General features: G+C 69.3%; 23 protein-coding genes. 22 read left to right on the top strand and 1 reads right to left on the bottom strand.

All coding sequences use genetic code 11. The features are described from left to right. Window positions 1-16: 16 nt before the first annotated feature. The 22 genes from fba (at window position 17) to BM070_RS19640 (ending at window position 24,333) form a co-directional block, all read left to right on the top strand. Complete coding sequence (gene fba, locus BM070_RS19745; RefSeq protein ID WP_092941092.1) at window positions 17-1,081, top strand: class II fructose-bisphosphate aldolase; 1,065 nt, start codon at window positions 17-19, stop codon at window positions 1,079-1,081. Window positions 1,082-1,307: 226 nt separating this feature from the next. After that, entirely contained in the window at window positions 1,308-2,921 is a 1,614-nt protein-coding gene (locus BM070_RS19740; protein WP_092941090.1) for a Re/Si-specific NAD(P)(+) transhydrogenase subunit alpha, read from the top strand. 28 nt (window positions 2,922-2,949) lie between these two features. Further along, window positions 2,950-4,359, top strand: coding sequence for a Re/Si-specific NAD(P)(+) transhydrogenase subunit beta (gene pntB, locus BM070_RS19735; protein ID WP_092941088.1), 1,410 nt, complete (start codon window positions 2,950-2,952; stop codon window positions 4,357-4,359). Window positions 4,360-4,482: 123 nt separating this feature from the next. Further along, entirely contained in the window at window positions 4,483-6,171 is a 1,689-nt protein-coding gene (locus tag BM070_RS19730; RefSeq protein ID WP_092941164.1) for a long-chain-fatty-acid--CoA ligase, read from the top strand. Window positions 6,172-6,613: 442 nt separating this feature from the next. Next, window positions 6,614-7,144: a cupin domain-containing protein gene (locus tag BM070_RS19725; protein WP_092941087.1), complete on the top strand. Its 531-nt coding sequence runs from the start codon at window positions 6,614-6,616 to the stop codon at window positions 7,142-7,144. Window positions 7,145-7,152: 8 nt separating this feature from the next. Beyond that, window positions 7,153-8,037 carry an alpha/beta fold hydrolase gene (locus BM070_RS19720; RefSeq protein ID WP_092941085.1) on the top strand — a complete coding sequence of 295 codons (885 nt, stop codon included), beginning with the start codon at window positions 7,153-7,155 and terminating at the stop codon, window positions 8,035-8,037. A gap of 2 nt (window positions 8,038-8,039) precedes the next feature. Further along, on the top strand, window positions 8,040-8,846 hold the full coding sequence (locus tag BM070_RS19715) for an IclR family transcriptional regulator (RefSeq protein ID WP_092941083.1): 807 nt from the start codon (window positions 8,040-8,042) through the stop codon (window positions 8,844-8,846). A 45-nt stretch (window positions 8,847-8,891) separates the two neighbouring features. Beyond that, entirely contained in the window at window positions 8,892-9,692 is an 801-nt protein-coding gene (locus BM070_RS19710) for an aspartate dehydrogenase (RefSeq protein WP_092941081.1), read from the top strand. A gap of 84 nt (window positions 9,693-9,776) precedes the next feature. Then, window positions 9,777-10,775: a Bug family tripartite tricarboxylate transporter substrate binding protein gene (locus BM070_RS19705; RefSeq protein WP_092941079.1), complete on the top strand. Its 999-nt coding sequence runs from the start codon at window positions 9,777-9,779 to the stop codon at window positions 10,773-10,775. Between the two features lie 102 nt (window positions 10,776-10,877). After that, complete coding sequence (locus BM070_RS19700; protein ID WP_092941077.1) at window positions 10,878-11,633, top strand: 5'-methylthioadenosine/adenosylhomocysteine nucleosidase; 756 nt, start codon at window positions 10,878-10,880, stop codon at window positions 11,631-11,633. 333 nt (window positions 11,634-11,966) lie between these two features. Next, window positions 11,967-12,743 (top strand): SDR family oxidoreductase, encoded by a 777-nt coding sequence (locus BM070_RS19695; RefSeq protein ID WP_245785305.1) that lies wholly within the window; start codon window positions 11,967-11,969, stop codon window positions 12,741-12,743. A gap of 11 nt (window positions 12,744-12,754) precedes the next feature. Then, window positions 12,755-13,612, top strand: coding sequence for an IclR family transcriptional regulator (locus BM070_RS19690; RefSeq protein WP_092941075.1), 858 nt, complete (start codon window positions 12,755-12,757; stop codon window positions 13,610-13,612). Continuing rightward, complete coding sequence (locus BM070_RS19685; RefSeq protein WP_092941073.1) at window positions 13,605-14,411, top strand: SDR family oxidoreductase; 807 nt, start codon at window positions 13,605-13,607, stop codon at window positions 14,409-14,411. The genes BM070_RS19690 and BM070_RS19685 overlap by 8 nt, the downstream gene beginning before the upstream one ends. Beyond that, complete coding sequence (locus BM070_RS19680) at window positions 14,404-16,098, top strand: thiamine pyrophosphate-binding protein (protein WP_092941160.1); 1,695 nt, start codon at window positions 14,404-14,406, stop codon at window positions 16,096-16,098. The genes BM070_RS19685 and BM070_RS19680 overlap by 8 nt, the downstream gene beginning before the upstream one ends. Window positions 16,099-16,133: 35 nt before the next feature. Next, window positions 16,134-17,609, top strand: coding sequence for an aldehyde dehydrogenase (locus tag BM070_RS19675; RefSeq protein WP_092941071.1), 1,476 nt, complete (start codon window positions 16,134-16,136; stop codon window positions 17,607-17,609). Between the two features lie 11 nt (window positions 17,610-17,620). After that, window positions 17,621-18,595, top strand: coding sequence for a VOC family protein (locus BM070_RS19670; protein ID WP_092941069.1), 975 nt, complete (start codon window positions 17,621-17,623; stop codon window positions 18,593-18,595). A 60-nt stretch (window positions 18,596-18,655) separates the two neighbouring features. Continuing rightward, window positions 18,656-19,633, top strand: a complete 978-nt coding sequence (locus BM070_RS19665) for a Bug family tripartite tricarboxylate transporter substrate binding protein (RefSeq protein ID WP_092941067.1) — start codon at window positions 18,656-18,658, stop codon at window positions 19,631-19,633. A gap of 33 nt (window positions 19,634-19,666) precedes the next feature. After that, the gene (locus BM070_RS19660; protein WP_092941065.1) at window positions 19,667-19,888 is read left to right on the top strand and encodes a recombinase-like helix-turn-helix domain-containing protein; all 222 of its coding nucleotides are present in this window, start codon (window positions 19,667-19,669) and stop codon (window positions 19,886-19,888) included. Window positions 19,889-19,912: 24 nt separating this feature from the next. Further along, entirely contained in the window at window positions 19,913-20,938 is a 1,026-nt protein-coding gene (locus BM070_RS19655; protein WP_092941064.1) for a Rieske 2Fe-2S domain-containing protein, read from the top strand. Beyond that, entirely contained in the window at window positions 20,935-21,894 is a 960-nt protein-coding gene (locus BM070_RS19650) for a PDR/VanB family oxidoreductase (protein WP_092941062.1), read from the top strand. The genes BM070_RS19655 and BM070_RS19650 overlap by 4 nt, the downstream gene beginning before the upstream one ends. A 71-nt stretch (window positions 21,895-21,965) precedes the next feature. Further along, window positions 21,966-23,036: a porin gene (locus BM070_RS19645; RefSeq protein ID WP_092941060.1), complete on the top strand. Its 1,071-nt coding sequence runs from the start codon at window positions 21,966-21,968 to the stop codon at window positions 23,034-23,036. 28 nt (window positions 23,037-23,064) lie between these two features. Further along, complete coding sequence (locus BM070_RS19640; RefSeq protein ID WP_092941058.1) at window positions 23,065-24,333, top strand: MFS transporter; 1,269 nt, start codon at window positions 23,065-23,067, stop codon at window positions 24,331-24,333. A 174-nt stretch (window positions 24,334-24,507) separates the two neighbouring features. Here BM070_RS19640 and corA read toward each other — a convergent pair whose 3' ends face one another. After that, entirely contained in the window at window positions 24,508-25,494 is a 987-nt protein-coding gene (gene corA / locus BM070_RS19635; protein ID WP_092941056.1) for a magnesium/cobalt transporter CorA, read from the bottom strand. Window positions 25,495-25,592 lie beyond the last annotated feature (98 nt).

Genomic DNA, 25,592 nt, shown 5'->3' with positions numbered 1-25,592 from the left:
TGAACGGATCTGACCCATGCCTCTCGTCTCGATGCGCGAACTGCTCGACCATGCCGCTGAACACAGCTACGGCATTCCCGCCTTCAACGTGAACAACCTGGAACAGGTCCAGGCCGTGATGTCCGCCGCAGACGAAGTGGGCGCCCCGGTCATCCTGCAGGCCAGCGCAGGCGCCCGCAAGTACGCTGGCGAGCCCTTCATCAAGCACCTGATCCTGGCCGCTGCCGAGATGTATCCCCACATCCCCCTGGTGATGCACCAGGACCACGGCACCAGCCCCGAGGTGTGCCAGGGCGCGCTGAACCTGGGCTTCGGCTCGGTGATGATGGACGGCTCCCTGATGTCCGACGGCAAGACGCCGTCGTCGTTCGACTACAACGTCGATGTCACCCGCAAGGTGGTGGACATGGCCCACAAGGTCGGCGCGACGGTCGAAGGCGAGCTCGGCTGCCTGGGCAACCTCGAGACCGGCGATGCCGGCGAGGAAGACGGCATCGGCGCCGTCGGCAAGCTGGACCACAGCCAGATGCTGACTGATCCCGAAGAGGCCGCCACCTTCGTGAAGGCCACGCAGCTCGACGCGCTGGCCATCGCCATCGGCACCAGCCACGGCGCCTACAAGTTCAGCCGCAAGCCCACGGGCGACATCCTGGCCATCAGCCGCGTGAAGGAAATCCACGCCCGCATCCCCAACACCCACCTGGTGATGCACGGCTCCTCGTCGGTGCCGGCCGAACTGCTGGCCATCATCAACCAGTACGGCGGCAAGATGAAGGAAACCTACGGCGTGCCCGTCGAGGAGATCCAGGAAGCCATCAAGTACGGCGTGCGCAAGATCAACATCGACACCGACATCCGCCTGGCCATGACCGGCGCGGTGCGCAAGTTCCTGGCCGAGAACCCCGACAAGTTCGACGCCCGCGAATGGCTCAAGCCCGCCCGCGAAGCCGCCAAGCAGGTCTGCAAGCAGCGCTACGTCGAATTCGGCTGCGAAGGCCAGGGCGCCAAGATCAAGGGCCACACCCTGCAGGTCATGGCCCAGCGCTACGTCAAGGGCGAGCTGTCGCAGATCGTGAACTGATCGCATAGCGCGTTCCCTTTCCCTCCAGACCGGCAGCCTCGCGCTGCCGGTTTTGCTTTGGGGGTGCTCCTTCTCAGAACGTGAACACGTTCTCAGGCCCCAAGCGCCTGCGGGACGGGGCGGAATGTCACTTCATGTAAGCTGGCCGCCGGTTGACGCGGTGGGCGGCACGTCTCGCGTGCTGCCCGGAGATTCATGGTCATGGCGACATTCCAGGAGACTTCCCATGCAGGCGAGCCCCAGCCCGACAGCGCAACGCATCGGCGTGCCGCGCGAAACCTTTGCCGGCGAAAAGCGCGTGGCGACGGTGCCCGAAGTGGTCCAGAAACTCGTGGCGCTGGGCTTCTCGGTCGCCGTCGAGGCCGGTGCGGGCGAGGCCGCGCACTGCAGCGATGACGCCTACCGCGCCGCCGGCGCCGAGGTGCTGCCCGATGCCGCAGCGCTCTGGGCCGCCTCGGACATCGTCTTCAAGGTGCGCCCGCCCAGCGCCGCCGAAGTGGCGCTGATGCGCCCGGGCGGCCTGCTGGTGGGCTTCGTCTGGCCGGCGCAGCACCCGGAACTCATGGCGCAGCTGGCCGCCAGGCAGGCCACGGTGCTGGCCATCGACTGCCTGCCGCGCACGCTGAGCCGGGCGCAGAAGATGGATGCGCTCACCTCCACCGCGGGCGTGTCGGGCTACCGCGCCGTGATCGAGGCCGCCAACGCCTTCGGCCGCTATTTCAACGGCCAGATCACCGCCGCGGGCAAGGTACCGCCCGCCAAGGTGTTCATCGCCGGGGCCGGGGTGGCGGGGCTGGCTGCCATCGGCACGGCGGCCAACCTGGGCGCCATCGTGCGCGCCAACGACACGCGCGCCGAGGTGGCCGACCAGGTCAGGTCGCTGGGCGGCGAGTTCGTGAAGGTGGACTACGAGGAAGACGGCGCCGGCGGCGGCGGCTACGCCAAGGTCATGAGCGAGGGCTTCCAGGCTGCGCAGCGGCGGATGTACGCCGAGCAGGCCCGGGACGCGGACATCATCATCACCACCGCGCTCATCCCCGGCAAGCCGGCGCCGAAGCTCATCACCGCCGAGATGGTCCAGAGCATGAAGCCCGGCAGCGTCATCGTGGACATGGCGGCCGAGCAGGGCGGCAACTGCGAGCTCACCGTGCCCGGCGAGGCCGTGGTGCGCCACGGCGTGACGATCCTCGGCTTCACGGACCTGCCCTCGCGCCTGGCCAAGCAGTCGTCCACGCTCTATGCGACCAACCTGCTGCGCCTGGCCGAGGAACTCTGCAAGGCCAAGGACGGCGTGGCCGTGGTCAACATGGAGGACGACGCCATCCGCGGCCTCACCGTCGTCAAGGCGGGCGAGATCACCTGGCCCGCGCCGCCGCTCAAGGCCGCGCCGGCACCGGCCGCCGCCAGGCCCGCGGCGGCCCCCGTGGCCGAGAAGAAGGCCGGCGGCCACGGCCATGGCAGCGCCGGCCCGCTGCCGGCGAAGACGCTGGCCATCCTGTTCGCCGTCGCGGCTGTGGCCTTCTGGTTCATCGGCGCCTATGCGCCGGCGGCCTTCCTGGGGCACTTCACGGTGTTCGTGCTGGCCTGCTTCATCGGCTACATGGTGGTGTGGAACGTCACGCCCGCGCTGCACACGCCGCTGATGAGCGTGACCAACGCCATCTCCAGCATCATCGCCATCGGCGCCCTGGTGCAGATCGCGCCGCCGCAGGCCGCGGCCAACGGGCGCCCGGACGGGCTGATCCTCTGGCTGGCCTTCGCCGCCCTGGTGCTCACGGCCGTCAACATGTTCGGCGGCTTCGCGGTCACGCGGCGCATGCTGGCCATGTTCCAGAAATAACGGCAGCCACGACGAGGAGCACCGCACCATGTCCCACAACCTCGCCACGGCCGCCTATCTCGGCGCCGCCATCCTGTTCGTCCTGAGCCTGGGCGGACTGTCCAACCCCGAGACCGCGCGCCGCGGCAACCTCTTCGGCATGGCCGGCATGGCGCTGGCCGTGCTGGCCACGGTGTTCGGCCCCCGGGTCGGTGCCACGGGCATCGCCTGGATCGTCGGCGCGCTGGCCATCGGCGGCGGCATCGGCCTCTACGCCGCCCGGGCCGTGAAGATGACGCAGATGCCCGAGCTGGTGGCGCTCATGCACAGCCTGGTCGGCCTGGCGGCCTGCCTGGTGGGCTTCGCGAGCTACGTGGACACCTCGATGCCCCTGGCCGGCGCCGAGAAGGCCATCCACGAGGTGGAGATCTACGTCGGCATCCTCATCGGCGCCGTCACCTTCTCGGGCTCGCTCGTCGCCTTCGGCAAGCTCAACGGCCGCATCGGCGGCAAGCCGCTGCTGCTGCCGGGCCGCCACTGGCTCAACCTGGCCGCGCTGCTGGTGGTGGTGTGGTTCGGCCGGGCCTTCCTGCAGGCCGGCTCGGTGGCCGATGGCATGCTGCCGCTGGCGGTGATGACGGCCATCGCGCTGCTGTTCGGCGTGCACATGGTGATGGCCATCGGCGGGGCCGACATGCCGGTGGTGGTCTCCATGCTCAACAGCTATTCCGGCTGGGCGGCGGCGGCCACGGGCTTCATGCTGGGCAACGACCTGCTGATCGTCACCGGCGCGCTGGTGGGTTCCTCGGGCGCCATCCTCAGCTACATCATGTGCAGCGCGATGAACCGCAACTTCCTGAGCGTGATCGCGGGCGGCTTCGGCACGGGCGGCGGTGCGGCGCCTGCGGCCCAGGGCGCGGAACCGCAGGGCGAGGTGGTGCCCGTGACGGCGGCCGAGACGGCCGAGATGCTGCGCGAGGCCCGCAGCGTCGTCATCGTGCCCGGCTACGGCATGGCCGTGGCCCAGGCGCAGCATACGGTCAACGAGATCGTCAGGACGCTGCGCGGCCGGGGCGTGCAGGTGCGCTTCGCCATCCACCCCGTCGCCGGCCGCATGCCGGGCCACATGAACGTGCTGCTGGCCGAGGCCAAGGTGCCCTACGACATCGTGATGGAGATGGACGAGATCAACGCCGACTTCCCCGCCACCGACGTGGCCATCGTCATCGGCGCCAACGACATCGTGAACCCCGCGGCGCAGGACGACCCGGCCAGCCCCATCGCCGGCATGCCGGTGCTGGAGGTGTGGAAGGCCGGGCACTCCATCGTGATGAAGCGCTCCATGGCCTCGGGCTATGCCGGCGTGGACAACCCGCTCTTCTACAAGGAGAACAACCGCATGCTCTTCGGCGATGCCCGCAAGATGCTGGACGAGGTGCTCGCCGCGCTCAAGGCCTGAATCGCGGACCGAGGGGGCATAATCGAACGAAAAAAAGAACGACCGTGCTGAATTCGGATCGGCAACGGTCAGGTGACCAACCTCCGGCGTGACGGCGCCGGGATCTACCTGGAGACAATGGACATGAATGACCGCACCTGGCTCGGCAGCTATCCCCCGGGCGTGCCTGCCGACATCGATCCCTTGCAGTACCCCTCGCTGGTGGCGCTGATGGAGGAGTCCTTCCGCAAGTACGGCGACCGCGTGGCCTACAGCTTCATGGGCAAGGACGTCAGCTATGCCGAAACCGATGCCCAGAGCCGCGACTTCGCCGCCTACCTGCAGGGCCTGGGCCTCGCCAAGGGCGACCGCGTCGCGCTGATGATGCCCAACGTGCCGCAGTACCCGGTCGCCGTCGCCGCCGTGCTGCGCGCGGGGCTGGTGGTGGTCAACGTCAACCCGCTCTACACGCCCCGCGAGCTGGAGCACCAGCTCAAGGATTCGGGCGCCAAGGCCATCGTCATCATCGAGAACTTCGCGCACACGCTGCAGTCCTGCCTCGCGCACACGCCGGTCAAGCACGTGGTGCTGGCCTCCATGGGCGACCGGCTCGGCTTCCTCAAGGGCGCGGTGGTCAACTACGTGGTGCGCAACGTCAAGAAGCTGGTGCCCCCGTTCCAGCTGCCCGGCGCGGTGCGCTTCAACGACGCGCTGGCCCAGGGCGCGGGCATGCCGCTCGCCCAGCCCAGCCTGCAGCCCGACGACGTGGCGCTGCTGCAGTACACGGGCGGCACCACGGGCGTCTCGAAGGGCGCCGTGCTGCTGCACCGCAACGTGATCGCCAACGTGCTGCAGTCCGAAGCCTGGAACCTGCCGGCCATGGCCCGGGTGCCGGCCGGCGAGCAGCCCACCACCGTCTGCGCGCTGCCGCTCTATCACATCTTCGCGTTCACCGTGAACATGATGCTGTCGCTGCGCACGGGCGGCAAGACCATCCTCATCCCCAATCCGCGCGACCTGCCGGCGGTGCTCAAGGAGCTGTCCAAGCACACCTTCCACAGCTTCCCGGCGGTCAACACGCTGTTCAACGGCCTGGTCAACCACCCGCAGTTCGGCACGGTGAACTGGAAGAACCTGCGCGTCTCCCTGGGCGGCGGCATGGCCGTGCAGGGCGCGGTCGCCAAGCTCTGGCTGGAGAAGACCGGCTGCCCGATCTGCGAGGGCTACGGCCTCTCGGAGACCAGCCCCTCGGCCAGCTGCAACCCGATCACCGCCAAGGAATTCACCGGCACCATCGGCGTGCCCCTGCCCAGCACCTACATGAAGCTCATCGACGACGAGGGCCGCGAGGTGACCGGCGTCGGCCGCGCGGGCGAGATCGCCATCAAGGGCCCGCAGGTCATGGCCGGCTACTGGCAGCGGCCCGACGAGACCGCCAAGGTGATGACGGCCGACGGCTACTTCCGCTCCGGCGACATCGGCGTGATGGACGAGCGCGGCTTCTTCAAGATCGTGGACCGCAAGAAGGACATGGTGCTGGTCAGCGGCTTCAACGTCTATCCCAACGAGGTGGAAGACGTGGTCGCCGCCATGCCCGGCGTGCTGGAATGCGCCGTGGTGGGCGTGCCCGACGAGAAGACGGGCGAGGCCGTGAAGCTGGTCATCGTCAAGCGCCCGCCCGCCCCGGGGGGCGAGGAGCTGACCGAGGCGCATGTGCGCGAGTTCTGCAAGGCCAACCTCACGGGCTACAAGCAGCCGCGGGTGATCGAGTTCCGCACCGAACTGCCCAAGACGCCGGTGGGCAAGATCCTGCGGCGCGAGCTGCGCAGCTGAACGGCTTCGTTCCACAGGCGATTCAAAGGGTGCTTCAGGCACCCTTTGTCTTTTCCGTGGATGTCTCTCTTGCGGTCTTGAGTGCCGGCGAACCGCTGCGGCGCTCGCCCGCCCGTCCCGCCGCCCGCGCGCGCGTAGCGATCAGCCATCGATAGTCCTCGGCCGCCGCGCCAGGGGTGCGGACGATGCCCGGCAAGGCATGCCGATGCCCAGGCTCTGCGCACGGCCGCGTGCGCCTTCCTGATTTCCCTCTTATCCACTCTCCATCCGGCTGGCGCCATCACCACGGTGGCACAGGCGCCGGCCGGCCGCGCCCCCGCGCGCCGCACTTGTGGAAAGGCGAGGAGGCTTTCTATAATTGTTCCACTAAATAAACTATGTTTTATTAGTGGAACATAAGCCCAGTGCTTTGGACATGTGCCCGCAGTAACAGGAGAGACCAATGACCGATTCCACGCCCAACACCGCCCGTAGCTGGGACCGCCCCGAAGGCGCCAGCTTCGACGCCTGGATGAACACGCGCATCGCGCGCTTTTCCACGCGCAAGTACGACTTCGACGCGCTGAAGTTCCAGGCCGACTTCGACCCCAAGTACCGCCGCGGCCAGATGCGCTACATCGGCACGGGCGGCACGGGGGTGGCGGCGGACAGCAACACCATTCCTTCGGAGCACTTCACGTTCTCCACCATGGTGATCCCGGCCGGCCATGAAGGCCCGTCGCACCTGCATGTGGACGTGGAAGAGGTGTTCTTCATCCTGCGCGGCAAGATCAAGCTCGTGCTGGAGAAGGACGGCGAGCGCTTCGAGACCATCCTGACCGACCGCGACGTGGTCTCCGTGCCCCCCGGCGTGTACCGCGAAGAGATCAACATCGGCGACGAAGACGCGCTGATGTGCGTGATGCTGGGCGCCAAGAAGCCCATCACCCCGACCTACCCGCCCGAGCATCCGCTGGCCTCGATCAAGCGCTGAGCCTGGCCATGACGCAGGACAGGCTGTCCCTCAAGGTGCAGCAGCTCGGCGCCGCGTTTCCTGAACGGGTGGTGGCGCTGCCCGATGGCTCGCACGTCGCCTGGCGCGAGGCGTGCGCCGCTGGCGACGGCGACGGTTTCGCCGTGGTGATGCTGCACGGCATCAGCTCGGGCGCGGCCTCGTGGCTGGACGTGGCGGTGCCGCTGGCGGCGCAGGTGCGCGTGCTGGCCTGGGATGCGCCGGGCTACGGGGCTTCGACGCCGCTGGCGCAGCCGGCACCCACCGATGCCGACTACGCGCGCGTGCTGGCGCAGTCCCTGGAGATCCTGGGCGTGCGCCGCTGCGTCCTGGTCGGCCACTCGCTGGGCGCGCTGACGGCGGCCCGGTGGGCGGCTTCGGCCGCGGACGGCCCTTCCTGCGGGGTCGATGCGCTGGTGCTCATCAGCCCCGCGGGCGGCTACGGTGGGCCGGCGCAGGCCGCGCAGCAGGCCGAGGTGCGCCGCACGCGCCTGGCCGCGCTGGCGGACAAAGGCGTGGCCGGGCTGGCGGCGGAGATCGACCGGCGGCTGGTATCGCCCGAGGCACCGGAGGCGGTGCGCGAATGGGTGCGCTGGAACACGGCCCGCATGGGCGCGAGCGGCTATGCGCAGGCGGTGGAGCTGCTGTGCTCCGGCGATCTGGGGCGGGCGGCCGGGCGGCTGTCCATGCCGGTCCATGTCTGGGTCGGCGAACACGACGTGGTCACTCCGCCCGCGGCGTGCCGTGGCTGGGCCGAATCGCTGGGTGCGAACTACCGTACGCTAGCGAACGCCGGCCATGCTTCGCCCGTGGAACAACCTGTCGCGATCGCGCAGGGGCTGGCATCTTTGTTGACTCCAGGTACCAGCCGATAGCCATGAACGACACCACCGAGACCTCGACCCAAGACAACGACCGCTACACCGTGCCGGCGCTGGAGCGCGGCCTGCGCCTGCTGGCCTGCTTCAGCCCGGCGCAGCCCGTATGGAATGCGCCCGAGCTCGCGCGGAGCCTGCAGTTGCCGCGCTCCACGGTGTTCCGCATGTTGACCACGCTCGAAACCTCGGGGTACCTGCAGCGCAGCGGCACGGACTACCGGCTCGGACTGGCCGTGCTGCGCCTGGGCTACGACTACCTCTCGACCCAGCCGCTGGCGCAGCTGGCCGAACCCGTGCTGCAGGGGCTGTGCGATGCGCTGGGCATGACCAGCAACCTCGCGTTGCTGGACGGCACGTCCGTCGTCTATGTGGCGCGCATCACGCCGCCCGGCGCCTTCCAGGGCGCGGTGCGCGTGGGCTCGCGCCTGCCGGCGCATGCCACGGTGCTCGGCCGGGCCCTGCTGCAGGACCAGGATGCCGCGCAGCTGAGCGCGCTCTTCGGCGGCGAGGAGCTGCCGCAGTTCTCCGAAAGCACGCCACGCCACGTGGAAGACCTGGCGCAGCTGCTGGCGCAGGACCGCCAGCGCGGCTATGCGATGGGCGAGGGCTTCTACGAGCCCGGCATCTCCAGCATCGCCGCGCCGGTGCGTGGCGTGGGCGGCGAGGTGGTGGCGGGCCTGGCCGTGGCCATTCCGTTCACCGAACTGATGGCCGAACAGACCGCGCACTGGGCGCGGCAGGTGTGCGACGCCGCCGAGGCCCTGTCCGGCCATCTGCGGCAGCAGCACCCGGACTTTCTGCGCTGACCTTCCGGAGCGAGGCCGGTCAGCGCAATTTTCAGGAAATGCGAGATGAAGAATATTGCCTTGATTGGTTGCGGCGCGATCGGCGCGAGCGTTCTGGAATTGCTGCACGGCGATGCCCGGCTGCAGGTCCGCTGGGTCCTGGTGCCCGAGGCCAGTGCCGCCATCCGTGACACCGTGGCGCGCCTGGCGCCGCAGGCGCAGCTGCTGCAGGCCTTGCCTGCCGATGCGCACCCGGACTTGATGGTGGAATGCGCGGGCCACGGCGCGCTGCAGGAGCACGTGCTGCCGGCGCTGGCGCGCGGCATTCCCGCCGTGGTGGCGTCGATCGGCGCACTGAGCGCGCCGGGCATGGCCGAGCGCCTGCAGGCCGCGGCCGAGGCCGGCAGGACGCAGGTGCAGCTGCTGTCGGGCGCCATCGGCGGCATCGACGCGCTGGCCGCGGCGCGCGTGGGCGGGCTGGACGAGGTGACCTACACCGGCAGGAAGCCGCCGCTCGCCTGGAGCGGCACGCCGGCCGAGCAGCGGTGCGACCTGTCCGCGCTGACCGAGGCCTTCTGCATCTTCGAGGGCTCGGCCGGCGAGGCGGCCCGGCTCTATCCGAAGAACGCCAACGTGGCCGCCACGCTGGCCCTGGCGGGGCTGGGGTACGACAGAACCCGGGTGCGCCTCTTCGCGGACCCGGCGGTGACCGAGAACGTCCACCACGTCGATGCGCGCGGCGCCTTCGGCGCCATGGAGCTGACCATGCGCGGCAAGCCGCTGGCGGCCAATCCCAAGACATCGGCGCTCACGGTCTACAGCGTGGTCCGGGCCGTCCTGAACAACGTGGCCGCCGTCGCCATCTGAGCCGGCTCCGGCACGGGGCCCTGTGCGCCCGCGCCCCGGGCGCCCGGCACCCGGGCAGATTCCTGCGTCTTCGGGAGACACCCCATGCAACGCTCCGCATTTCTCAAGTCCTGCGCTGCGCTGGCCTGCGCCGCCGCACTCTCCGCCGGCATGGCGCCTGCGCGCGCGGCCGGCGCGCCTGAGCCGCTCTCCGGCGGCCCGTTCACCATCGTGGCGCCGTTCCCCGCCGGCGGCGCGGTGGACATCCTCTCGCGCATCCTGGCCACGGGCCTGGCCGAGGCGCATGGGCAGCCCGCCGTGGTGGACAACCGCCCTGGCGCCAACGGCAACATCGGCATCGACATCGTCAAGCGCGCCAGGCCCGACGGCCACACGCTGCTCGTGGTGCCCCAGGGCAACCTCACCATCAACCCCACGCTGATGCCCAAGCTGCCCTACGACGTGTTCGGCGACTTCGTGCCAGTCGCCTCCCTGGGCCGGGCGGCCAACGTGATCGCGGTCCATCCTGCGGTGCCGGCCCGGACTGTGCAGGAACTGGTGGCCCTGTCCCGGTCCAGGCCCGATTCCATCAGCTATGCCTCGCCGGGCGTGGGCTCCAGCCTGCACCTGGCGGGCGAACTGTTCAAGGACAAGTCGGGCGCCGACATCCTCCACGTGGCCTACAAAGGCTCGGGCCAGGGCCTGAACGATGTGCTGCGCGGCACGATCCCCATGCTGATCGCCAACATGCCCGCGGTGCTGTCCCATGTGCGCGCGGGCAAGCTGCGGGCGCTGGCCGTCACGGATGCGGTGCGTTCCAGCTTCCTGCCCGACGTGCCCACCCTCGCCGAGGCGGGCGTGCCCGGCGTCGCGGTCTCTTCCTGGTACGGGGTGCTGGCGCCCCGGGGCACGCCGCCCGACGTGGTGCATCGGCTGGCCGAGGACATCGACAGGATCATGCAATCCCCCGCCGCGCTCAACCAGCTCAAGGCGCAGGGCATGACGCCCTGGGTGGTCAAGGGCGATGCGTTCGGCGCGCTGATCCGCAAGGAAACCGCGCTGTGGGCACCCGTGGTGAGGGAGCACCACATCGTGGCGCAGTGATGCTTTAATCGCGCTCTTCGCGCAAGACCGGAGCGGCGCCGTGCCGCTTCTGGCCTTTCATCCGCGCCCGAATCCCTCTCTCTTTCCCAGCACCCGACGCCCATGACCATCGCCATCCTCAGCGCCCTGGCCGAAGAACAACATGGCCTCGTGGACGCCATGGACGGCCTGCAGACCCTGCGCCACGTGGGGCGCGATTTCTGGCGCGGGCGGCTGCATGGGCACGAGGTCGTGTGCGCGCTCTCGGGCATCGGCAAGGTGGCAGCGGCCACCACCACCGCGGCGCTGGTCGAGCGCTTCGGGGTGCGTGCCGTCGTCTTCACCGGAGTGGCGGGCGGCCTGGGGCCGGGCGTGAACGTGGGCGATGTCGTCGTGGCGCGGCAGTTCCTGCAGCACGACATGGACGCCTCGCCGATCTTTCCCCGCTGGGAGCTGCCGGGCTACGGCCGCAGTGCCCTGGCCAGCGATGGCGCGATGACGGACGCGCTCGCAGGCGCCGCGGCCGGCGCGGTGCAGGCCGGCATGGCCGAGGCCTTCGCATCGGCATGCGTGCACCAGGGGCTGATCGTGAGCGGTGACCAGTTCGTCGGCTCGCACCAGGCCAGCGACCGCCTGCGCGGCGAGCTGCAGGCGGCGGGCCACAGCCCGCTGGCCGTGGAGATGGAAGGCGCCGCCGTGGCCCAGGTCTGCCTGGACTACGGCGTGCCGTTCGCCGCCATGCGCACCATTTCGGACCGCGCCGATGACAGCGCCCACGTGGACTTCGCCCTCTTCGTGCGCACGGTGGCCAGCCGCTACGCCCAGCGGGTGGTGTCGGACTTCCTGCGCTTCTGGCCTGCCCAGGCAGATGCTCACTAATTGATAGCTGCACGCGCTTGATCGGCAAGCGCTACCGCCTGATTTCGTCCATAAGCCGCCGGGTGTGGCCTGCGGTGCCCGCGACGGCCCTGGAGTGGGGCGCGTCCGCAATCTGCTGCGCCAGGAGGCAGCAGCCCTGAACCTGTCGCCTTGCACCCCGTACCCCTTCGCCGCGCTTGTCGCGGCTTTTTTACGCCTGGCTGCCGCAGCGAGGGATGGGGGCGTTCCAGCAAATAAGGGTTTCCCCTTATCTTTTTTGAAGAATTCGTTACTAAACTGGCCTGCGTTTCAGGAAATAACCACCATTTCACAGATGAAACAAGAAAGGGCGAGATGACCACACAAGCCATGCATTTCACGGGCCAGCTGGCCGGGCGCCGGATTCTCGTGACCGGTGCCGCCCGCGGCCTCGGCTTCGCCTTCGCCCAGGCGCTGTGCACCCAGGGTGCGCAGGTCGTGCTCGCCGACCTGCGCGAAGAGCTGCTGGTCCAGGCCGTGGAGCAACTGCGCGGCAAGGGCCTGCAGGCCCATGGCGTGCGCTTCGATGCCAGCCACCCCGACTCCATCGCGCAGTGCGCGCAACAGGCGGTGCAGTTGCTGGGCGGCCTGGACGGCCTGGTCAACAACGCCGCCGTCACCGACTCGGGCGGCAAGGGCATGGACGACATCACGCTCGAAAAATGGGACCAGGTGATGAACGTCAACGTGCGCGGCGTCTGGCTCATGACGCGCGCCTGCCGCGCCGCACTGCGTGAAAGCGGCCGCGGCGCCGTGGTCAACCTGGCGTCGGACACCGCGCTGTGGGGCGCTCCCAACCTCATGGCCTATGTGGCCAGCAAGGGCGCCGTGATGGCCATGACCCATTCCCTGGCGCGCGAGATGGGTGCCGACAACGTCACCGTCAACGCCGTGGCGCCGGGCCTGGTGCTGGTGGAGGCCACCGAATACGTGCCCGAGCACCGCCACCGTCTCTACATCGACCAGCGCGCGCTGCAGCGCGAGCAGCGCCCCGAAGACGTCTCGGGCGCCGTGTCGTACCTGCTGTCCGACGGCGCGCGCTTCGTGACGGGCCAGGTGCTGCCCGTCAACGGCGGCTTCGTCATGAACTGAGGGCCACCGCCATGAGTGACAACGACAACGCTCCCGCCGACGGCGGCTCCGACAAGTACATGGTGCCCGCGCTGGAGCGCGGCCTGCGCCTGCTGCAGGAATTCGGCCGCGACAACGCCACGCTGGGCGCGCCCGAGCTGGCCCGCCGCCTGAAGCTGCCCCGCGCCACGGTGTTCCGCATGCTCAACACCCTGGAAACCCTGGGCTTCCTGCAGCGCGCCGATGGCGGAACCGACTACCGGCTGGGCCTGGCGGTGCTCCGCCTGGGCTTCGAATTCATGTCCTCCATGGATCTGACCGAACTGGGCCAGCCCGTGATCGAACGGCTGTGCGCCGAGATCCGCGTGCCCTGCAACATCGTGGTGCGCGACGGCCGCTCCGTGGTCTATGTGGCCAAGGTCACGCCGCCCACCCCGCTGACCAGCTCGGTGCGCGTGGGCACGCGCCTGCCGGCCCACGCCACGCTGCTCGGCCGCCTGCTGCTGGCCGACCTGCCGATGCCCGAGCTGCGTGCGCTCTATCCGGAAGCGCACCTGGAAAGCTATTCGCCCAAGACGCCCCGGACCGTGCTGGAACTGTTCGACCTGGTCCAGGCCGACCGCGAGCTCGGCTACGTGGCCGGCTCGGGCTTCTACGAAAGCTCGATCTCCACCATCGCCGCGCCCGTGCGCGACCACAGCGGCCGCGTCATCGCCGCGCTGGGGGTCACCCTGGCCTCGGCCCGCATCGACCCCGAACACCAGGCGCAGCTGGTGCCGCGCGTGCGTGCCGCGGCCGACGAGCTCTCTGCCCAGCTCAACTACCGGCCGCAGGACGGCGCGGAAGTCCTGTCCATCGACGCGCGGCGCGCAGGAGGCGGCCATGCTTGATTTCAGACTCGGCAACACGACGGCCGTCGTGACCGGCGGCTCCTCGGGCATCGGCCTGGCCACCGTGGACCTGCTGCTGGCCCAGGGTGCGCGCGTGGCCCTGTGCGGCCGCAACCCCGAACGCCTGGAGCAGGCCGTGCAGCACCTGCTGCAGCGCCATCCGCAGGCGCGCGAGCGCCGCCTCTTCGCCCAGGCCTGCGACGTGCTGGATGCGGCCCAGGTGCAGCAGTTCGCCCAGGACAGCGAGGCCGCGCTGGGCCCGGCCACCATCCTCGTCAACAACGCAGGGCAGGGCCGCGTCTCCACCTTCGAGAGCACCACCGACGACGCCTGGACCGAGGAGCTGCACCTGAAGTTCTTCTCGGTGCTGCACCCCACCCGCGCCTTCCTGCCCCAGCTCGAACGGGGCGAAGGGGCCGCCATCGTCTGCGTGAACTCGCTGCTGGCGTCCCAGCCCGAGCCGCACATGGTCGCCACCTCGGCCGCGCGGGCCGGCCTCAAGAACCTGGTGCGCTCCATGGCCACCGAGTTCGCGCCCAAGGGCGTGCGCGTGAACGGCATCCTGGTCGGCCTGATCGAGTCCGGCCAGTGGCGCCGCCGCTTCGAGGCGCGCGAGGACCGCGGCCAGGACTGGGCGCAGTGGAGCGCCGATCTCGCCCGCAAGAAATCCATTCCGCTCGGCCGCCTGGGCACGCCCGACGAGGCCGCGCGCGCCATCTTCTATCTCGCCACGCCCCTGTCTTCCTACACCACGGGCAGCCACATCGATGTTTCCGGAGGCCTTTCCCGCCATGCCTAGTCCCCAAAAAATCACCGTCGGCGCCGTCATCGCCGAGTTTCTCGAGCATTGCGGCGTCAAGGCGGCATTCGGGGTGATCTCCATCCACAACATGCCCATCCTCGACGCGATGCATGCACGGGGCAACGTCCGCTTCGTCATGGCGCGCGGCGAGGCCGGCGCCGGCAACATGGCCGACGCCTGCGCGCGCTCCACCTCCAGCCTGGGCGTGTGCATCACCAGCACCGGCCCGGCCGCGGGCAACATCGCCGGCAGCCTGGTGGAAGCCTATACGGCCGGCACGCCGCTGCTGCACATCACCGGCCAGATCGAGACGCAGTACCTGGACCAGAAGCTGTCGTACATCCACGAGGCGCCCGACCAGCTGACCATGCTGGGCGCCGTGTCCAAGGCCGCGTTCCGCGTGCGCAGCGCCGAGACCTGCCTGTCCACCCTCAAGGCCGCCGTGCAGGCCGCGATGACCGCGCCCACCGGCCCGGTGAGCGTGGAGATCCCCATCGACATCCAGCAGGCCGTGATCGACATGCCGGCGGACCTGTCGCCGCTGCCGGTGGCCGTGCTGGCGCCCAGCGAGGCCTCGCTGGACGCGCTGGCCGACACGCTGGCCAAGGCCAGGCGCCCGCTGCTGTGGCTGGGCGGCGGCGCCCGCCATGCCGTCGCGGCCGTGCAGCGCCTGAAGGCGCTGGGCTTCGGCATCGTCAGCACCGGCCAGGGCCGCGGCATCGTGGCCGAGGACGACCCCGCCTCCCTGGGCGCCTACAACATCCAGAAGCCCGTCGAGGCCTTCTACCAGCGCTGCGACGCCATGCTGGCCGTGGGCACGCGCCTGCGCAGCAACGAAACGCTGAAGTACGAGCTGAAGCTGCCGCGCCCGCTGCTGCGCATCGACGTGGACGCCGCCCAGCAGGGCCGCTGCTATGCCGACGACGGCTTCGTCTGCGGCGACTCGGCCCTGGCCCTCACGGGCCTGGCCGACCGGCTGGAGGCGCGCGGCTACCGGGCCGATCCCGAACTGCTGGCCGACCTGCGCCAGGTGCACGACGAGGCCGTGGCCACCATGCGCGACGGCCTGGGCCCGTACAGCGCATTGGTGCAGCAGCTGCAGCAGGTGGCCGGCCGCCACTTCAACTGGGTGCGCGACGTGACCGTCTCCAACAGCACCTGGGGCAACCGCGAGCTGCGCTTCTTCGCGCCCAACGCGGGCGTGCACGCCACGGGCGGCGGCATCGGCATGGGCATGCCCATGGCCATCGGTGCGGCCGTGGGCGCGGCGGTGACCGATTCGGGCCGCAAGACGCTGGCCCTGGCGGGTGATGGCGGCTTCATCCTGAACCTGGGCGAGCTGGCCACGCTGGTGCAGGAGCAGTGCGACACCCTGATCGTGCTGATGAACGACCAGCGCTACGGCGTGATCCAGAACATCCAGGACGCCTCCTACGGCGGCCGCCGCTGCTACGTGGAGCTGCACACGCCCGACTACGCGCAGCTGTGCGCCTCCCTGCATCTGCCGCATGCCCGCGTGCAGAACCTCCAAGAGCTGCCCGCCGTGCTGCAGGGCGCCTGGAACCAGAAGGGCCCGTTCCTGCTGGAAATCGACATGCGCGCCATCGGCAGCTTCAAGGCCACGTTCTCGGGCCCGCCCGTGAACAAGCTGGACCAGATCCCGGCCACCGCCAAGGCCGCGTGAGGCCGCCGCATCTGCAAGAACGAGAGAGGCTCCCCATGTCGAACCTGGAACTGCTCCCCATCAACATCGCCGGCGAATGGCGCCTGGGCGGCGGCAGCGAATCGGCCACCCTCTACCCCGCCACCGGCGAGGTGGTGGGCCGCCTGCGCGCGCCCAGCCTGGAGGATGTGAACGAGGCCATCGAGAAGGCCGACCATGCCTTCCGCACCAGCGGCTGGGCCCAGAAAAAGCCCCACGAGCGCGCGGCCGTGCTGCACCGCGTGGCCCAGCTGATCCGCGAGCGCGCCGAGCCGCTGGCCCAGCTGCAGCGCCTGGACAACGGCAAGCCCATCAAGGAAACGCGCATGCTGGTGGCCAGCGCCGCCGCCACCTTCCAGTTCTTCGCCGCCGCCTGCGAAACCATGGAAGAGACCATCACGCCCTCGCGCGGCGACTTCATGACCATGAGCGTGTACGAGCCCATGGGCGTGGTCGCGGCCATCACGCCGTGGAACTCGCCCATCGCCAGCGAGGCGCAGAAGCTCGCCCCCGCGCTGGCGGCCGGCAACGCCGTGGTCGTCAAGCCCGCCGAGGCCACGCCGCTGCTGGCGCTGGAGCTGGCCAGGATCTGCGAAGAGGCCGGCGTGCCCAGGGGCCTGGTCAGCGTGCTGCCGGGCCGGGGCTCGGTGATCGGCGACGCCATCACCCAGCACCCGCTGGTCAAGCGCGTGTCGTTCACGGGCGGCACGTCCACGGGCAAGCACATCGCCCGCATCGCGGCCGACAAGATGATGCCGGTCTCGCTGGAGCTGGGCGGCAAGTCGGCCACTATGGTGCTGGCCGATGCCGATCTCGACCATGCCGTCAACGGCGTGCTCTACGGCATCTTCAGCTCCTCGGGCGAGTCGTGCATCGCGGGCTCGCGCCTGTTCGTGGCCCGCAGCCTCTACGCCGAGTTCATGGAGCGCCTCACGGCCAAGGCCGCTGCGCTGCGGGTGGGCGACCCGGCCGACGAGCGCACGCAGATGGGCCCGCTGATCACGGCGAAGCACCGCGAATCCATCGAAGGCTATGTGGCGCTGGGCCTGTCCGAAGGCGGCCAGCTGCTCACGGGCGGCCACCGGCCCGAGGGCGCGCAGTTCGAGCGCGGCTACTACTACCGCCCCACCATCCTCGGCGGCGTGAAGAACGACTGGCAGATCTGCCAGCAGGAAATCTTCGGCCCCGTGCTCGTGGCCATGCCGTTCGACGGCGAGGACGACCTGCTCGCCCAGGCCAACGACAGCGTCTATGCGCTGGCCGCCGGCATCTGGACGCGCGACTACAAGGCCGCCTGGCGCATCGGCCGCGCGGTGCAGGCCGGCACGGTCTGGATCAACACCTACAAGCAGTTCTCCATCTCCACGCCCTTCGGCGGCTGGCGCGACAGCGGCCTGGGCCGCGAGAAGGGACGGCTGGGCATCCAGCAGTACATGGAGCAAAAGAGCCTGTACTGGGGCATGAACGAAAGCCCGATCGCTTGGGCGAATTGAAGGAGCAGGATATGAGCGTACTGGGCATAGACGAGATCACCTACGGCGCGGACGACCTGCCGACCTGTCGCCGCTTCTTCCTGGACTGGGGCCTGGCGCTGGTGCAGGAGGCGGACGACCGGCTGGTGTTCGAGACCCTCAACGGCTGCCGCGTGATCGTCGCCACCGCGGATCACCCGGAGCTGCCGCCCGCCATCGAGGCCGGCCCCACGCTGCGCGAGGTGGTCTGGGGCGTGCAAAGCGAGGCGGACCTGGCGCTCTACGCGGACCGCATCGCCGCGCTGCCGGGCTTCGTGAGGACCGATGGCACCCACGGAACGCGCATCGGATGCACCGACCCCAACGGCCTCTCGGTCCGCTTCCAGGTCACGCGAAAGCGCGAGGTGCAGGTGGCCAGCGCGGCCTACAACACCTGGAGCCGCAAGGACCGCATCGACCAGGCCAGCCCGGCCTACGAGCGCGCCCAGCCCATCGAGGTCGGCCACGTGGTGTTCTTCGTCAAGGACGTGCAGGCCTGCGAGCGCTTCTACGTGGACCACTTCGGCTTCGCGGCCTCGGACCGCTACCCCGAGCGCGGCGCCTTCCTGCGCTGCGCCCCTGACGGCGGCCACCACGACCTCTTCCTGCTGCAGCGCCCGGCCAGGGACGCGGGCCTGAACCACGTGGCCTTCACGGTGCGCGACATCCACGAGGTCTTCGGCGGCGGCCTGCACATCTCGCGCTGCGGCTGGGATACCCAGCTCGGCCCGGGCCGCCACCCCGTCTCCTCGGCCTACTTCTGGTACTTCAAGAGCCCGGCCGGCGCCCTGGTCGAGTACTACGCCGACGAGGACCAGCTCACCGCCGACTGGCAGCCGCGCGAGTTCGAGCCCGGCCCCACCGTGTTCGCCGAATGGGCCATCGATGGCGGCATCGATGGCAATACCCGGCGCCAGAAGGGCGTGGGTTCCAGCGACGGCAAGTTCCTCACCGACAAGCGGCACTGACCCCGGCCAAGCCGCGCGCGAAGCCCCCCATTCCTCCACCACCACTCCCACGGCCCCACCATGAACAAGACACGTCGTCAGGTTTTTCTTGCCGCTGCATCTCTGGCTGCAGCCTCCATGGCCGGCAGCGCCATGGCGCAGGCCTATCCGGCCAAGCCCATCACCATCGTCGTGGCCTATCCGGCCGGTGGCGATACCGACGCCATGGCGCGCCTGTTTGCCGAGAAGCTGTCCACGCGGCTGGGCCAGCCGGTGCTGGTGGACAACCGCCCCGGTGCCAGCGGCACCATCGGCACCGCCCACGTGGCCAAGGCCGCGCCGGACGGCTACACGCTGCTGCTGGCGCCCAATACCTTCGCCATCGCGCAGTTCGTGCTCAAGACCGCGTCGGGCAGCAGCTACGACGTGCTGAACGGCTTCACGCCCATCGTGCAGACCAGCGTCCAGCCGATGTTCGTGGCCGTCAGCCAGGCTTCGGGCATCAAGGACATGAAGACGCTGATCGCGCAGGGCAAGGGCGACGGCCTGACCTATGCCAGCCCCGGCAGCGGCTCGCCCATGCACATCCTGGGCGAGATGTTCAACCGCGCCGCCGGCACGCGCATCGCGCACATCCCCTACCGGGGCGTGGCGCCGGCCGTCACCGACCTGATCGGCGGCCATGTGCCCGTGACCTTCATGACCTGGGGACCGATCGCGCCCTACGTCGGCAGCAAGGCCACCGCCCTGGCCGTGGCCGACAGCCAGCGCAGCGCGCTGGCTCCCAACGTGCCCACGCTCGCCGAACAGGGCATCAAGGGCGTGGAGGTGTCGGCATGGCAGGGCCTGTTCGGCCCCAAGGGCATGCCGCCCGAGGTCGCCAAGCTGCTCAACACCCAGCTCAACGAGATCCTGAAGATGCCCGACGTGGTTTCCAGGATGGCCACCTTCGGCGCGCTGCCCGCGGGCGGCGAGCCCGCGCGCCTGGAAAAGACCAACGCCGCCGATTTCAACCGCTTCGGCAAGCTCATCAAGGATCTCGACATCCGCGCCGACTGATCCCCCACAAGACCGTTTTCGAAGGAAAGAACCATGGCTGCTGATCGCTATCTCGAGCCCCACCAGGCGCGCGAACGTGCACCCACCCTGATGGAAGACCTGCTGGGCGACGCCATCGAGCGCGCCTTCGGCGCCGGCGTGCAGACCCTGCCCGAGCTGGTGGCCCACCTCAACCGCAGCGGCCCCGCCGGCGAGAACGGCGAGGCCTGGACCGAAGACAGCTTCCAGGCGCTGATGGCGCGGCTGGGCCATTGATACCGAGCAGGACTGGAGAGCCCCATGAACGTACAAACCATCACCATCGACCCGGTGGACAGCCTGCTCAACAAAGGCCTGAAGAACCTCTGGTACGCGGTCTGCCCCTCGGACTTCGTGAAGACCCAGCCCGTTTCGCTGCGCCGCTTCGGCCGCAAGATCGCCCTGTGGCGCGATGCCGCGGGCCAGGTCCACGCGCTGGAAGACCATTGCCCGCACCGCGGCGCGCCGCTGTCGCAGGGCGTGGTGCTGGGCGACCGCCTGGCCTGCCCCTACCACGGCGTGGAAGTGCGCTGCGACGGCACGGTGACCAAGGTGCCCGGCAGCCCCGGCTGCAAGCTCGAAGGCTCGCGCGCGGCGCTGGCCTTCCATGTGCGCGAGGCGCATGGCGCCATCTTTCTCTACAACAGCGACAAGTCCGTGGATGAGGCGCCCGAGTTCAGGCTGCCCGAAGAGCTCACCTCGCCCGACTATTCCAACTTCCTCTGCTACGCCGAATGGCGCAGCGACTACCGCTACGCGCTGGACAACGTCATGGACCCCATGCACGGCACGTTCCTGCACAAGCAGTCGCACTCCATGGCCGAGGGCGACAGCAAGGCCACCTTCCAGGTGCGCGAGACCGATGACGGCTTCGTCTTCGAGAAGGTGGGCCAGCGCGGCGTGAACTTCGACTGGACCGAATGGGGCAGCACGGGCGTGCACTGGATGCGCCTGGAGATCCCGTACCCCAAGACTGGCGGCCCGGGCGGCAACTTCGCCATCGTGGCCTGCGTCACGCCCATCAGCGCCGACCTGTGCGCGGTGTTCTTCTGGCGCTGCCGCAAGGTGCAGGGCTGGATGCGCGACACCTGGCGCTTCCTCTACCGCAACCGCCTGGAAGCGCGCCACTGGGCCGTGCTGGAGCAGGACCGGATCATGATGGAACAGATGGAGCTGGACGCCAACCAGCGCGAGAACCTCTACCAGCACGACATCGGCCTGGTGCGCCTGCGCCGCCACCTGCGCCGCCTGGCGCAGGAACAGATCGACGAAGGCGTCGCACCATGAGCAACGACCTCCAGGTCTTCGTGCACACGCTGCGCTTCGAGGCCCAGGACACCATCAGCGTGGACCTGCGGCCCGTGGCGGGAGGCGAGCTGCCGGCCTTCACGCCGGGCTCGCACATCGATCTGCACCTGCCCAACGGCCTGGTGCGCAGCTACTCGCTGAGCAACCCCAGCGAGGAGCGCCACCGCTACGTGGTCGGCGTGCTGCGCGACCGCGCCAGTCGGGGCGGCTCGCGTTGCGTGCACGACGCGCTGCGCGTGGGCATGCCCCTCACCATCTCCGCGCCGCGCAACCATTTCGCGCTCGATGAGAGCGCCGCGCACACGGTGCTGGTGGCCGGCGGCATCGGCATCACGCCGCTGCTGTGCATGGCGCGCCGCCTCCAGGGGCTGGGCCGCTCGTTCGAGATGCTGTATTTCGCCCGCGAACGCAAGGGCGCGGCCTTTCTGGAGGAATTGCAGGCGCTGGGCATGCCGCTGCACCTGCACTTCGACAGCGAGGCCGGCGGCCCGCCCGACCTGCGCGCGCTGCTGGCGCAGCGCCAGCCCGGCGCCGGCACGCACCTCTACGCCTGCGGCCCCACGCCCATGCTGGACGCCTTCGAGAAGGCCTGCGCCGAGCTGGGCCACGCCAACGCCCACGTCGAGCGCTTCACGCCCGTGGAGGTCAAGGCCGCCGACGACGCGCGCAGCAACTACACGGTGGAGCTCAGGCGCAGCGGCCGCTTCATCGAGGTCACGCCGGAGAAGTCGCTGCTCGACACCCTGCTGGACGCCGGCATCCCGATGGACCACAGCTGCTGCGAAGGCGTCTGCGGCTCCTGCGAAACGCGCGTGCTCGAAGGCGTTCCGGACCACCGCGACTCGGTGCTCAGCCCCAAGGAAAAGGCCGGCAACAAAGTGATGATGGTCTGCGTCTCCGGCTGCAAGAGCGAGCGTCTGGTGCTCGATATCTGAGCAGGCCACCAGGCCTGCAAGGCAATTCCCGTCCCCCTGTTCCTCCGCCTCAACCCCAAGGAGAAAACCCCATGAAAGCCCTCCCTACCCCCCTGCTGAGCGGCGTGGCATTCGCCTGCCTGGCGTCCTTGCCCGCTGCCGCCTCGGCCCAGTCCAAGGTCGAGATCTTCGGCACCGTCGATGTCGGCGTCGCGCACCTGGGCGGCTCCGGTGCGTCCAAGACCGGCCTGTCCACGGGCGGCGCCAATATCAGCCGCCTGGGCTTTCGCGGCACCGAAGAGCTGGGCGGCGGGCTGCGCGCCGGCTTCTGGCTGGAGGCGGGCCTGGACGTGGACAGCGGCTCGGGCAAGGCCACGGGCGGCGGCCTGAGCTTCAACCGCCGCTCCACCGTCAGCCTGTCGGGCAACTTCGGCGAGTTGCGCCTGGGCCGCGACGATTCGGCGACCTTCCTGAGCACGCTGATCTTCGATCCCTTCCTGACCAACGGCGTGGGCGGCACCATGGGCTTCACCATGCTGGGCATCCCCGGCACGGGCACGGCCACCGGGGGGGCACCCATCCAGATCAGCAACGCGGTCAGCTACTTCCTGCCGCAGAACCTGGGCGGCTTCTACGGCCAGGTGCAGGTCGCCATGGGCGAGCAGTCGCGCAGCGCGCCCAACAAGAACCAGGGCGACTACCGCGGCCTGCGTCTGGGCTACCGCCAGGGCGCCTTCAACAGCGCGCTGGCCACGGGCAAGCTCTATGGCGACAGCGAGGCGACCGATCTCACGGCCAACAACGTGGGCCTGAGCTACGACCTCGGCGTGGCCAAGCCCATGCTGCTGTGGGCCACGGAAAAGCGCGGGTCGCTCAAGGTCACCGCGCTGCAGCTGGGCGTGACCGCCCCGGTGGGGCCCGGGGAACTGCGTGCCTCCTACGGCCACTACGACACGGCCGGCAGCAATGCCGACTGGAACAAGCTCAGCGTGGGCTACGGCTACAACTTCTCCAAGCGCACCCAGGTCTATGGCACGGTGGCCTTCCTCAAGAACAAGGACGGCGCGGCCAGGTCCATCGGCGTGCAGGGCCTGTCGGCACCGGGCACCACGCTGGGTGGCCGCTCGTCCGGGGTCGAAGTCGGCGTGCGCCACTTCTTCTGATCCGCCCGTAGCGCGATAGAGACTTGCCATGACAGACATGCGTGCAGCGCGTTGGTGGGGCGTGATCAGCCTCTTCGTGATCGTCGCCATCTCCTATGTGGACCGGATCAACATCTCGATCCTCATCACCGATCCGGCGTTCCTGGACCACATCGGGCTGGCTGCCGGCGACCGCACGCAGCAAGGCCTGCTGGCCACGGCTTTCATGGTGGGCTACGGCGTTTCCTCCTTCGTGCTGACGCCGTTCTGCGCCGCGCTGTTCGGGGTGCGGCGCAGCCTGGCGGCGGGCTTGCTGCTGTGGGGCGTGGTGACCTTCCTGTCGCCCACCATGAACAGCTACGGCCTGCTGCTGGCCTCGCGCGTGCTGCTGGGCGTGTCGGAGGGGCCGCTCTTCTCGCTGGCGGCCAGCTACATCAAGGCGCATTTCGAGAGCCATGAGAACGGCAAGCCCAACTCCTTCGTGAACATGGGCACGGGCCTGGGGCTGGCGATCGGCTATCCGCTGGTCGGCTACCTGGTGGCCGCGCACGACTGGCAGACCTCGTTCCATGTGCTGGGGCTGATCAATATCGTGCTGGGCATTCCGCTGGTGCTGGCCTTCATCCGCATGCCCCGGGTGGATTCCGGCATGCCGCGCCCGCGCTCCCTGGGCGAGGCCGTGGGGCAGGTCGGGCAGATCGTGCGCGGCGCCCTGCAGACGCGCTACCTGGGCCTGGTCACGCTGCTGACGGCGGCCTTCCTGGCCTACCTCTGGGGCAGCAGCAACTGGCTGCCGGCCTACCTGCAGCAGTCGCGCGGCTTCTCGATGCGCGAAATGGGCTGGCTGGCCTCATTGCCGCAGTACGCCACCGTGCTGGCGGTGCTGGTCGGCGGCATCGTCATCGACCGGGTGCCGCGGCGCCAGGTTCCTCTGATCTTCGTGGCCGGCAGCCTGGGCGTGGCGCTGGCCGTGTGGTGCGCCATCCATGCGCAGGACCGCTACACGGCGGCCTACTGCCTGATCGCCGCCAACTTCTGCTGGGGCCTGATGAGCCCGGCCATTCCCAGCACCGTGCAGCACTGCGCGCGGCCCGAGCACGTCGCCAGCGCCTACGGCGTGGTCAACGGCACGGGCAGCCTGGTGGCGGGCTTCATGCCGGCCATCATGGGCGCGGTGATCGGCGCGCTGTCGGTCCATGGCGGCGTGAACGCGGGCTTCTCTGCGGGCTTTGCGATGCTGATCGGCACGCAACTGGTAGTGATGCTGTGCGGCATCGTGCTGTGGCTGCGCGAGCGCGGCGCAGCCCCCGGAGCCTGATACGAATTCGCACTCCGGGCGAGCACCACATTGCCCCGCCTTGCCCGGCAGTGCTGCAGCGCCGTCTCATTGCGCACGAGGCGCGGCCCAGGCCAGCAGACGCCGTGGAACCGGCTGCGCCGGGCCACTGGCGTCGTCCCCCTGGGGGGAAGCCGCGAAGCGGCTCAGGGGGAATTACTTCAACCAGCCGCGCTTGCGGAAGTACCACATCGGCCCGATGGCGCTCGCCACCATCAGCGCGATGCCGTAGGCATAGCCGTAGTCCCACTTCAGCTCGGGCATGAATTCGAAGTTCATGCCATAGACGCTGGCGATCAGCGTGGGCGGCAGCAGCGCGACGCTGGCCACCGAGAAGATCTTGATGATCTTGTTCTGGTTGATGTTGATGAAGCCGACCGTGGCGTCCATCAGGAAGTTGATCTTGTCGAAGAGGAAGGCCGTGTGGTTGTCCAGCGACTCGATGTCGCGCAGGATCTGGCGCGCTTCCTCGAACTGCTCGGCGTTCAGCATCTTGCTGCGCATCATGAAGCTCACGGCGCGGCGCGTGTCCATGACGTTGCGGCGGATGCGGCCGTTCAGGTCTTCCTGCCGCGCGATGGCCGAGAGCACCTCGCCGGCGCGGGTGTCGGTCACGTCGCCGGCCAGCACCTGGGTGCTGACTTCCTTGAGCTCGTCGTAGATGTTCTCCAGCGTGTCGGCCGAATACTCGGCGTCGGCGTCGAACAGCTTGAGCAGCACCTCGCGCGCATCCTCGATCAGACCCGGCGCGCGGCGCGCGCGCATGCGCAGCAGGCGGAAGACGGGCACGTCCTCGTCGTGGATGGAGAACAGCACGCCCTTGCTCTTGAGCGAGTCGTTGACCAGGTTCAGGATGAAGGCCACGCGCACCGAGCGCGGGTCTTCGTCGTCATCGATGAGAAAGTCGCTGCGGATATGCAGCTCGCCGTTGTCTTCGGCGTAGAAGCGGGCGGATTCCTCGATGTCCTCGTCCATCGCGTCTTCCGGGATGGACAGGCCGTAGTGCTGCTTGATCCAGCGTTTTTCTTCGAGCGTGGGCGATTCCAGATCGACCCAGATGGGCTGGAATTGCGCGAGCTCTTCCAGGGATTCGATCTCTTCCTGGACCAGCCGGCCGTTGGCCAGCGTAAAGATGTTGAGCATGCGGGCTCACTCCCGGTATGAGGTTGGCGACTGCGATGAGGGGGCGGGGCGAGAGGCGCTTTCAACCCCGCGGCAGGCGACTGGCCGGGCGTTGAAAG

This window comes from Paracidovorax wautersii, assembly GCF_900113035.1.
Taxonomy (GTDB): Bacteria; Pseudomonadota; Gammaproteobacteria; order Burkholderiales; family Burkholderiaceae_C; genus Paracidovorax; species Paracidovorax wautersii.
This window is presented reverse-complemented; position numbering and strand designations above follow the sequence as displayed.

Bases quoted from the DNA above. Each gene is read 5' to 3' on its own strand.
- BM070_RS19675 (WP_092941071.1), top strand. From the start codon at position 16,134: ATGTCGAACCTGGAACTGCTCCCCATCAACATCGCCGGCGAATGGCGC.
- BM070_RS19725 (WP_092941087.1), top strand. From the start codon at position 6,614: ATGACCGATTCCACGCCCAACACCGCCCGTAGCTGGGACCGCCCCGAA.
- BM070_RS19695 (WP_245785305.1), top strand. From the start codon at position 11,967: ATGACCACACAAGCCATGCATTTCACGGGCCAGCTGGCCGGGCGCCGG.
- BM070_RS19710 (WP_092941081.1), top strand. From the start codon at position 8,892: ATGAAGAATATTGCCTTGATTGGTTGCGGCGCGATCGGCGCGAGCGTT.
- BM070_RS19700 (WP_092941077.1), top strand. From the start codon at position 10,878: ATGACCATCGCCATCCTCAGCGCCCTGGCCGAAGAACAACATGGCCTC.
- BM070_RS19650 (WP_092941062.1), top strand. From the start codon at position 20,935: ATGAGCAACGACCTCCAGGTCTTCGTGCACACGCTGCGCTTCGAGGCC.
- BM070_RS19660 (WP_092941065.1), top strand. From the start codon at position 19,667: ATGGCTGCTGATCGCTATCTCGAGCCCCACCAGGCGCGCGAACGTGCA.
- BM070_RS19670 (WP_092941069.1), top strand. From the start codon at position 17,621: ATGAGCGTACTGGGCATAGACGAGATCACCTACGGCGCGGACGACCTG.
- BM070_RS19680 (WP_092941160.1), top strand. From the start codon at position 14,404: ATGCCTAGTCCCCAAAAAATCACCGTCGGCGCCGTCATCGCCGAGTTT.
- BM070_RS19685 (WP_092941073.1), top strand. From the start codon at position 13,605: ATGCTTGATTTCAGACTCGGCAACACGACGGCCGTCGTGACCGGCGGC.
- corA (WP_092941056.1), bottom strand. From the start codon at position 25,494: ATGCTCAACATCTTTACGCTGGCCAACGGCCGGCTGGTCCAGGAAGAG.
- fba (WP_092941092.1), top strand. From the start codon at position 17: ATGCCTCTCGTCTCGATGCGCGAACTGCTCGACCATGCCGCTGAACAC.
- BM070_RS19645 (WP_092941060.1), top strand. From the start codon at position 21,966: ATGAAAGCCCTCCCTACCCCCCTGCTGAGCGGCGTGGCATTCGCCTGC.
- BM070_RS19720 (WP_092941085.1), top strand. From the start codon at position 7,153: ATGACGCAGGACAGGCTGTCCCTCAAGGTGCAGCAGCTCGGCGCCGCG.
- BM070_RS19655 (WP_092941064.1), top strand. From the start codon at position 19,913: ATGAACGTACAAACCATCACCATCGACCCGGTGGACAGCCTGCTCAAC.
- BM070_RS19690 (WP_092941075.1), top strand. From the start codon at position 12,755: ATGAGTGACAACGACAACGCTCCCGCCGACGGCGGCTCCGACAAGTAC.
- BM070_RS19730 (WP_092941164.1), top strand. From the start codon at position 4,483: ATGAATGACCGCACCTGGCTCGGCAGCTATCCCCCGGGCGTGCCTGCC.
- BM070_RS19665 (WP_092941067.1), top strand. From the start codon at position 18,656: ATGAACAAGACACGTCGTCAGGTTTTTCTTGCCGCTGCATCTCTGGCT.
- BM070_RS19640 (WP_092941058.1), top strand. From the start codon at position 23,065: ATGACAGACATGCGTGCAGCGCGTTGGTGGGGCGTGATCAGCCTCTTC.
- BM070_RS19705 (WP_092941079.1), top strand. From the start codon at position 9,777: ATGCAACGCTCCGCATTTCTCAAGTCCTGCGCTGCGCTGGCCTGCGCC.
- BM070_RS19715 (WP_092941083.1), top strand. From the start codon at position 8,040: ATGAACGACACCACCGAGACCTCGACCCAAGACAACGACCGCTACACC.
- BM070_RS19740 (WP_092941090.1), top strand. From the start codon at position 1,308: ATGCAGGCGAGCCCCAGCCCGACAGCGCAACGCATCGGCGTGCCGCGC.
- pntB (WP_092941088.1), top strand. From the start codon at position 2,950: ATGTCCCACAACCTCGCCACGGCCGCCTATCTCGGCGCCGCCATCCTG.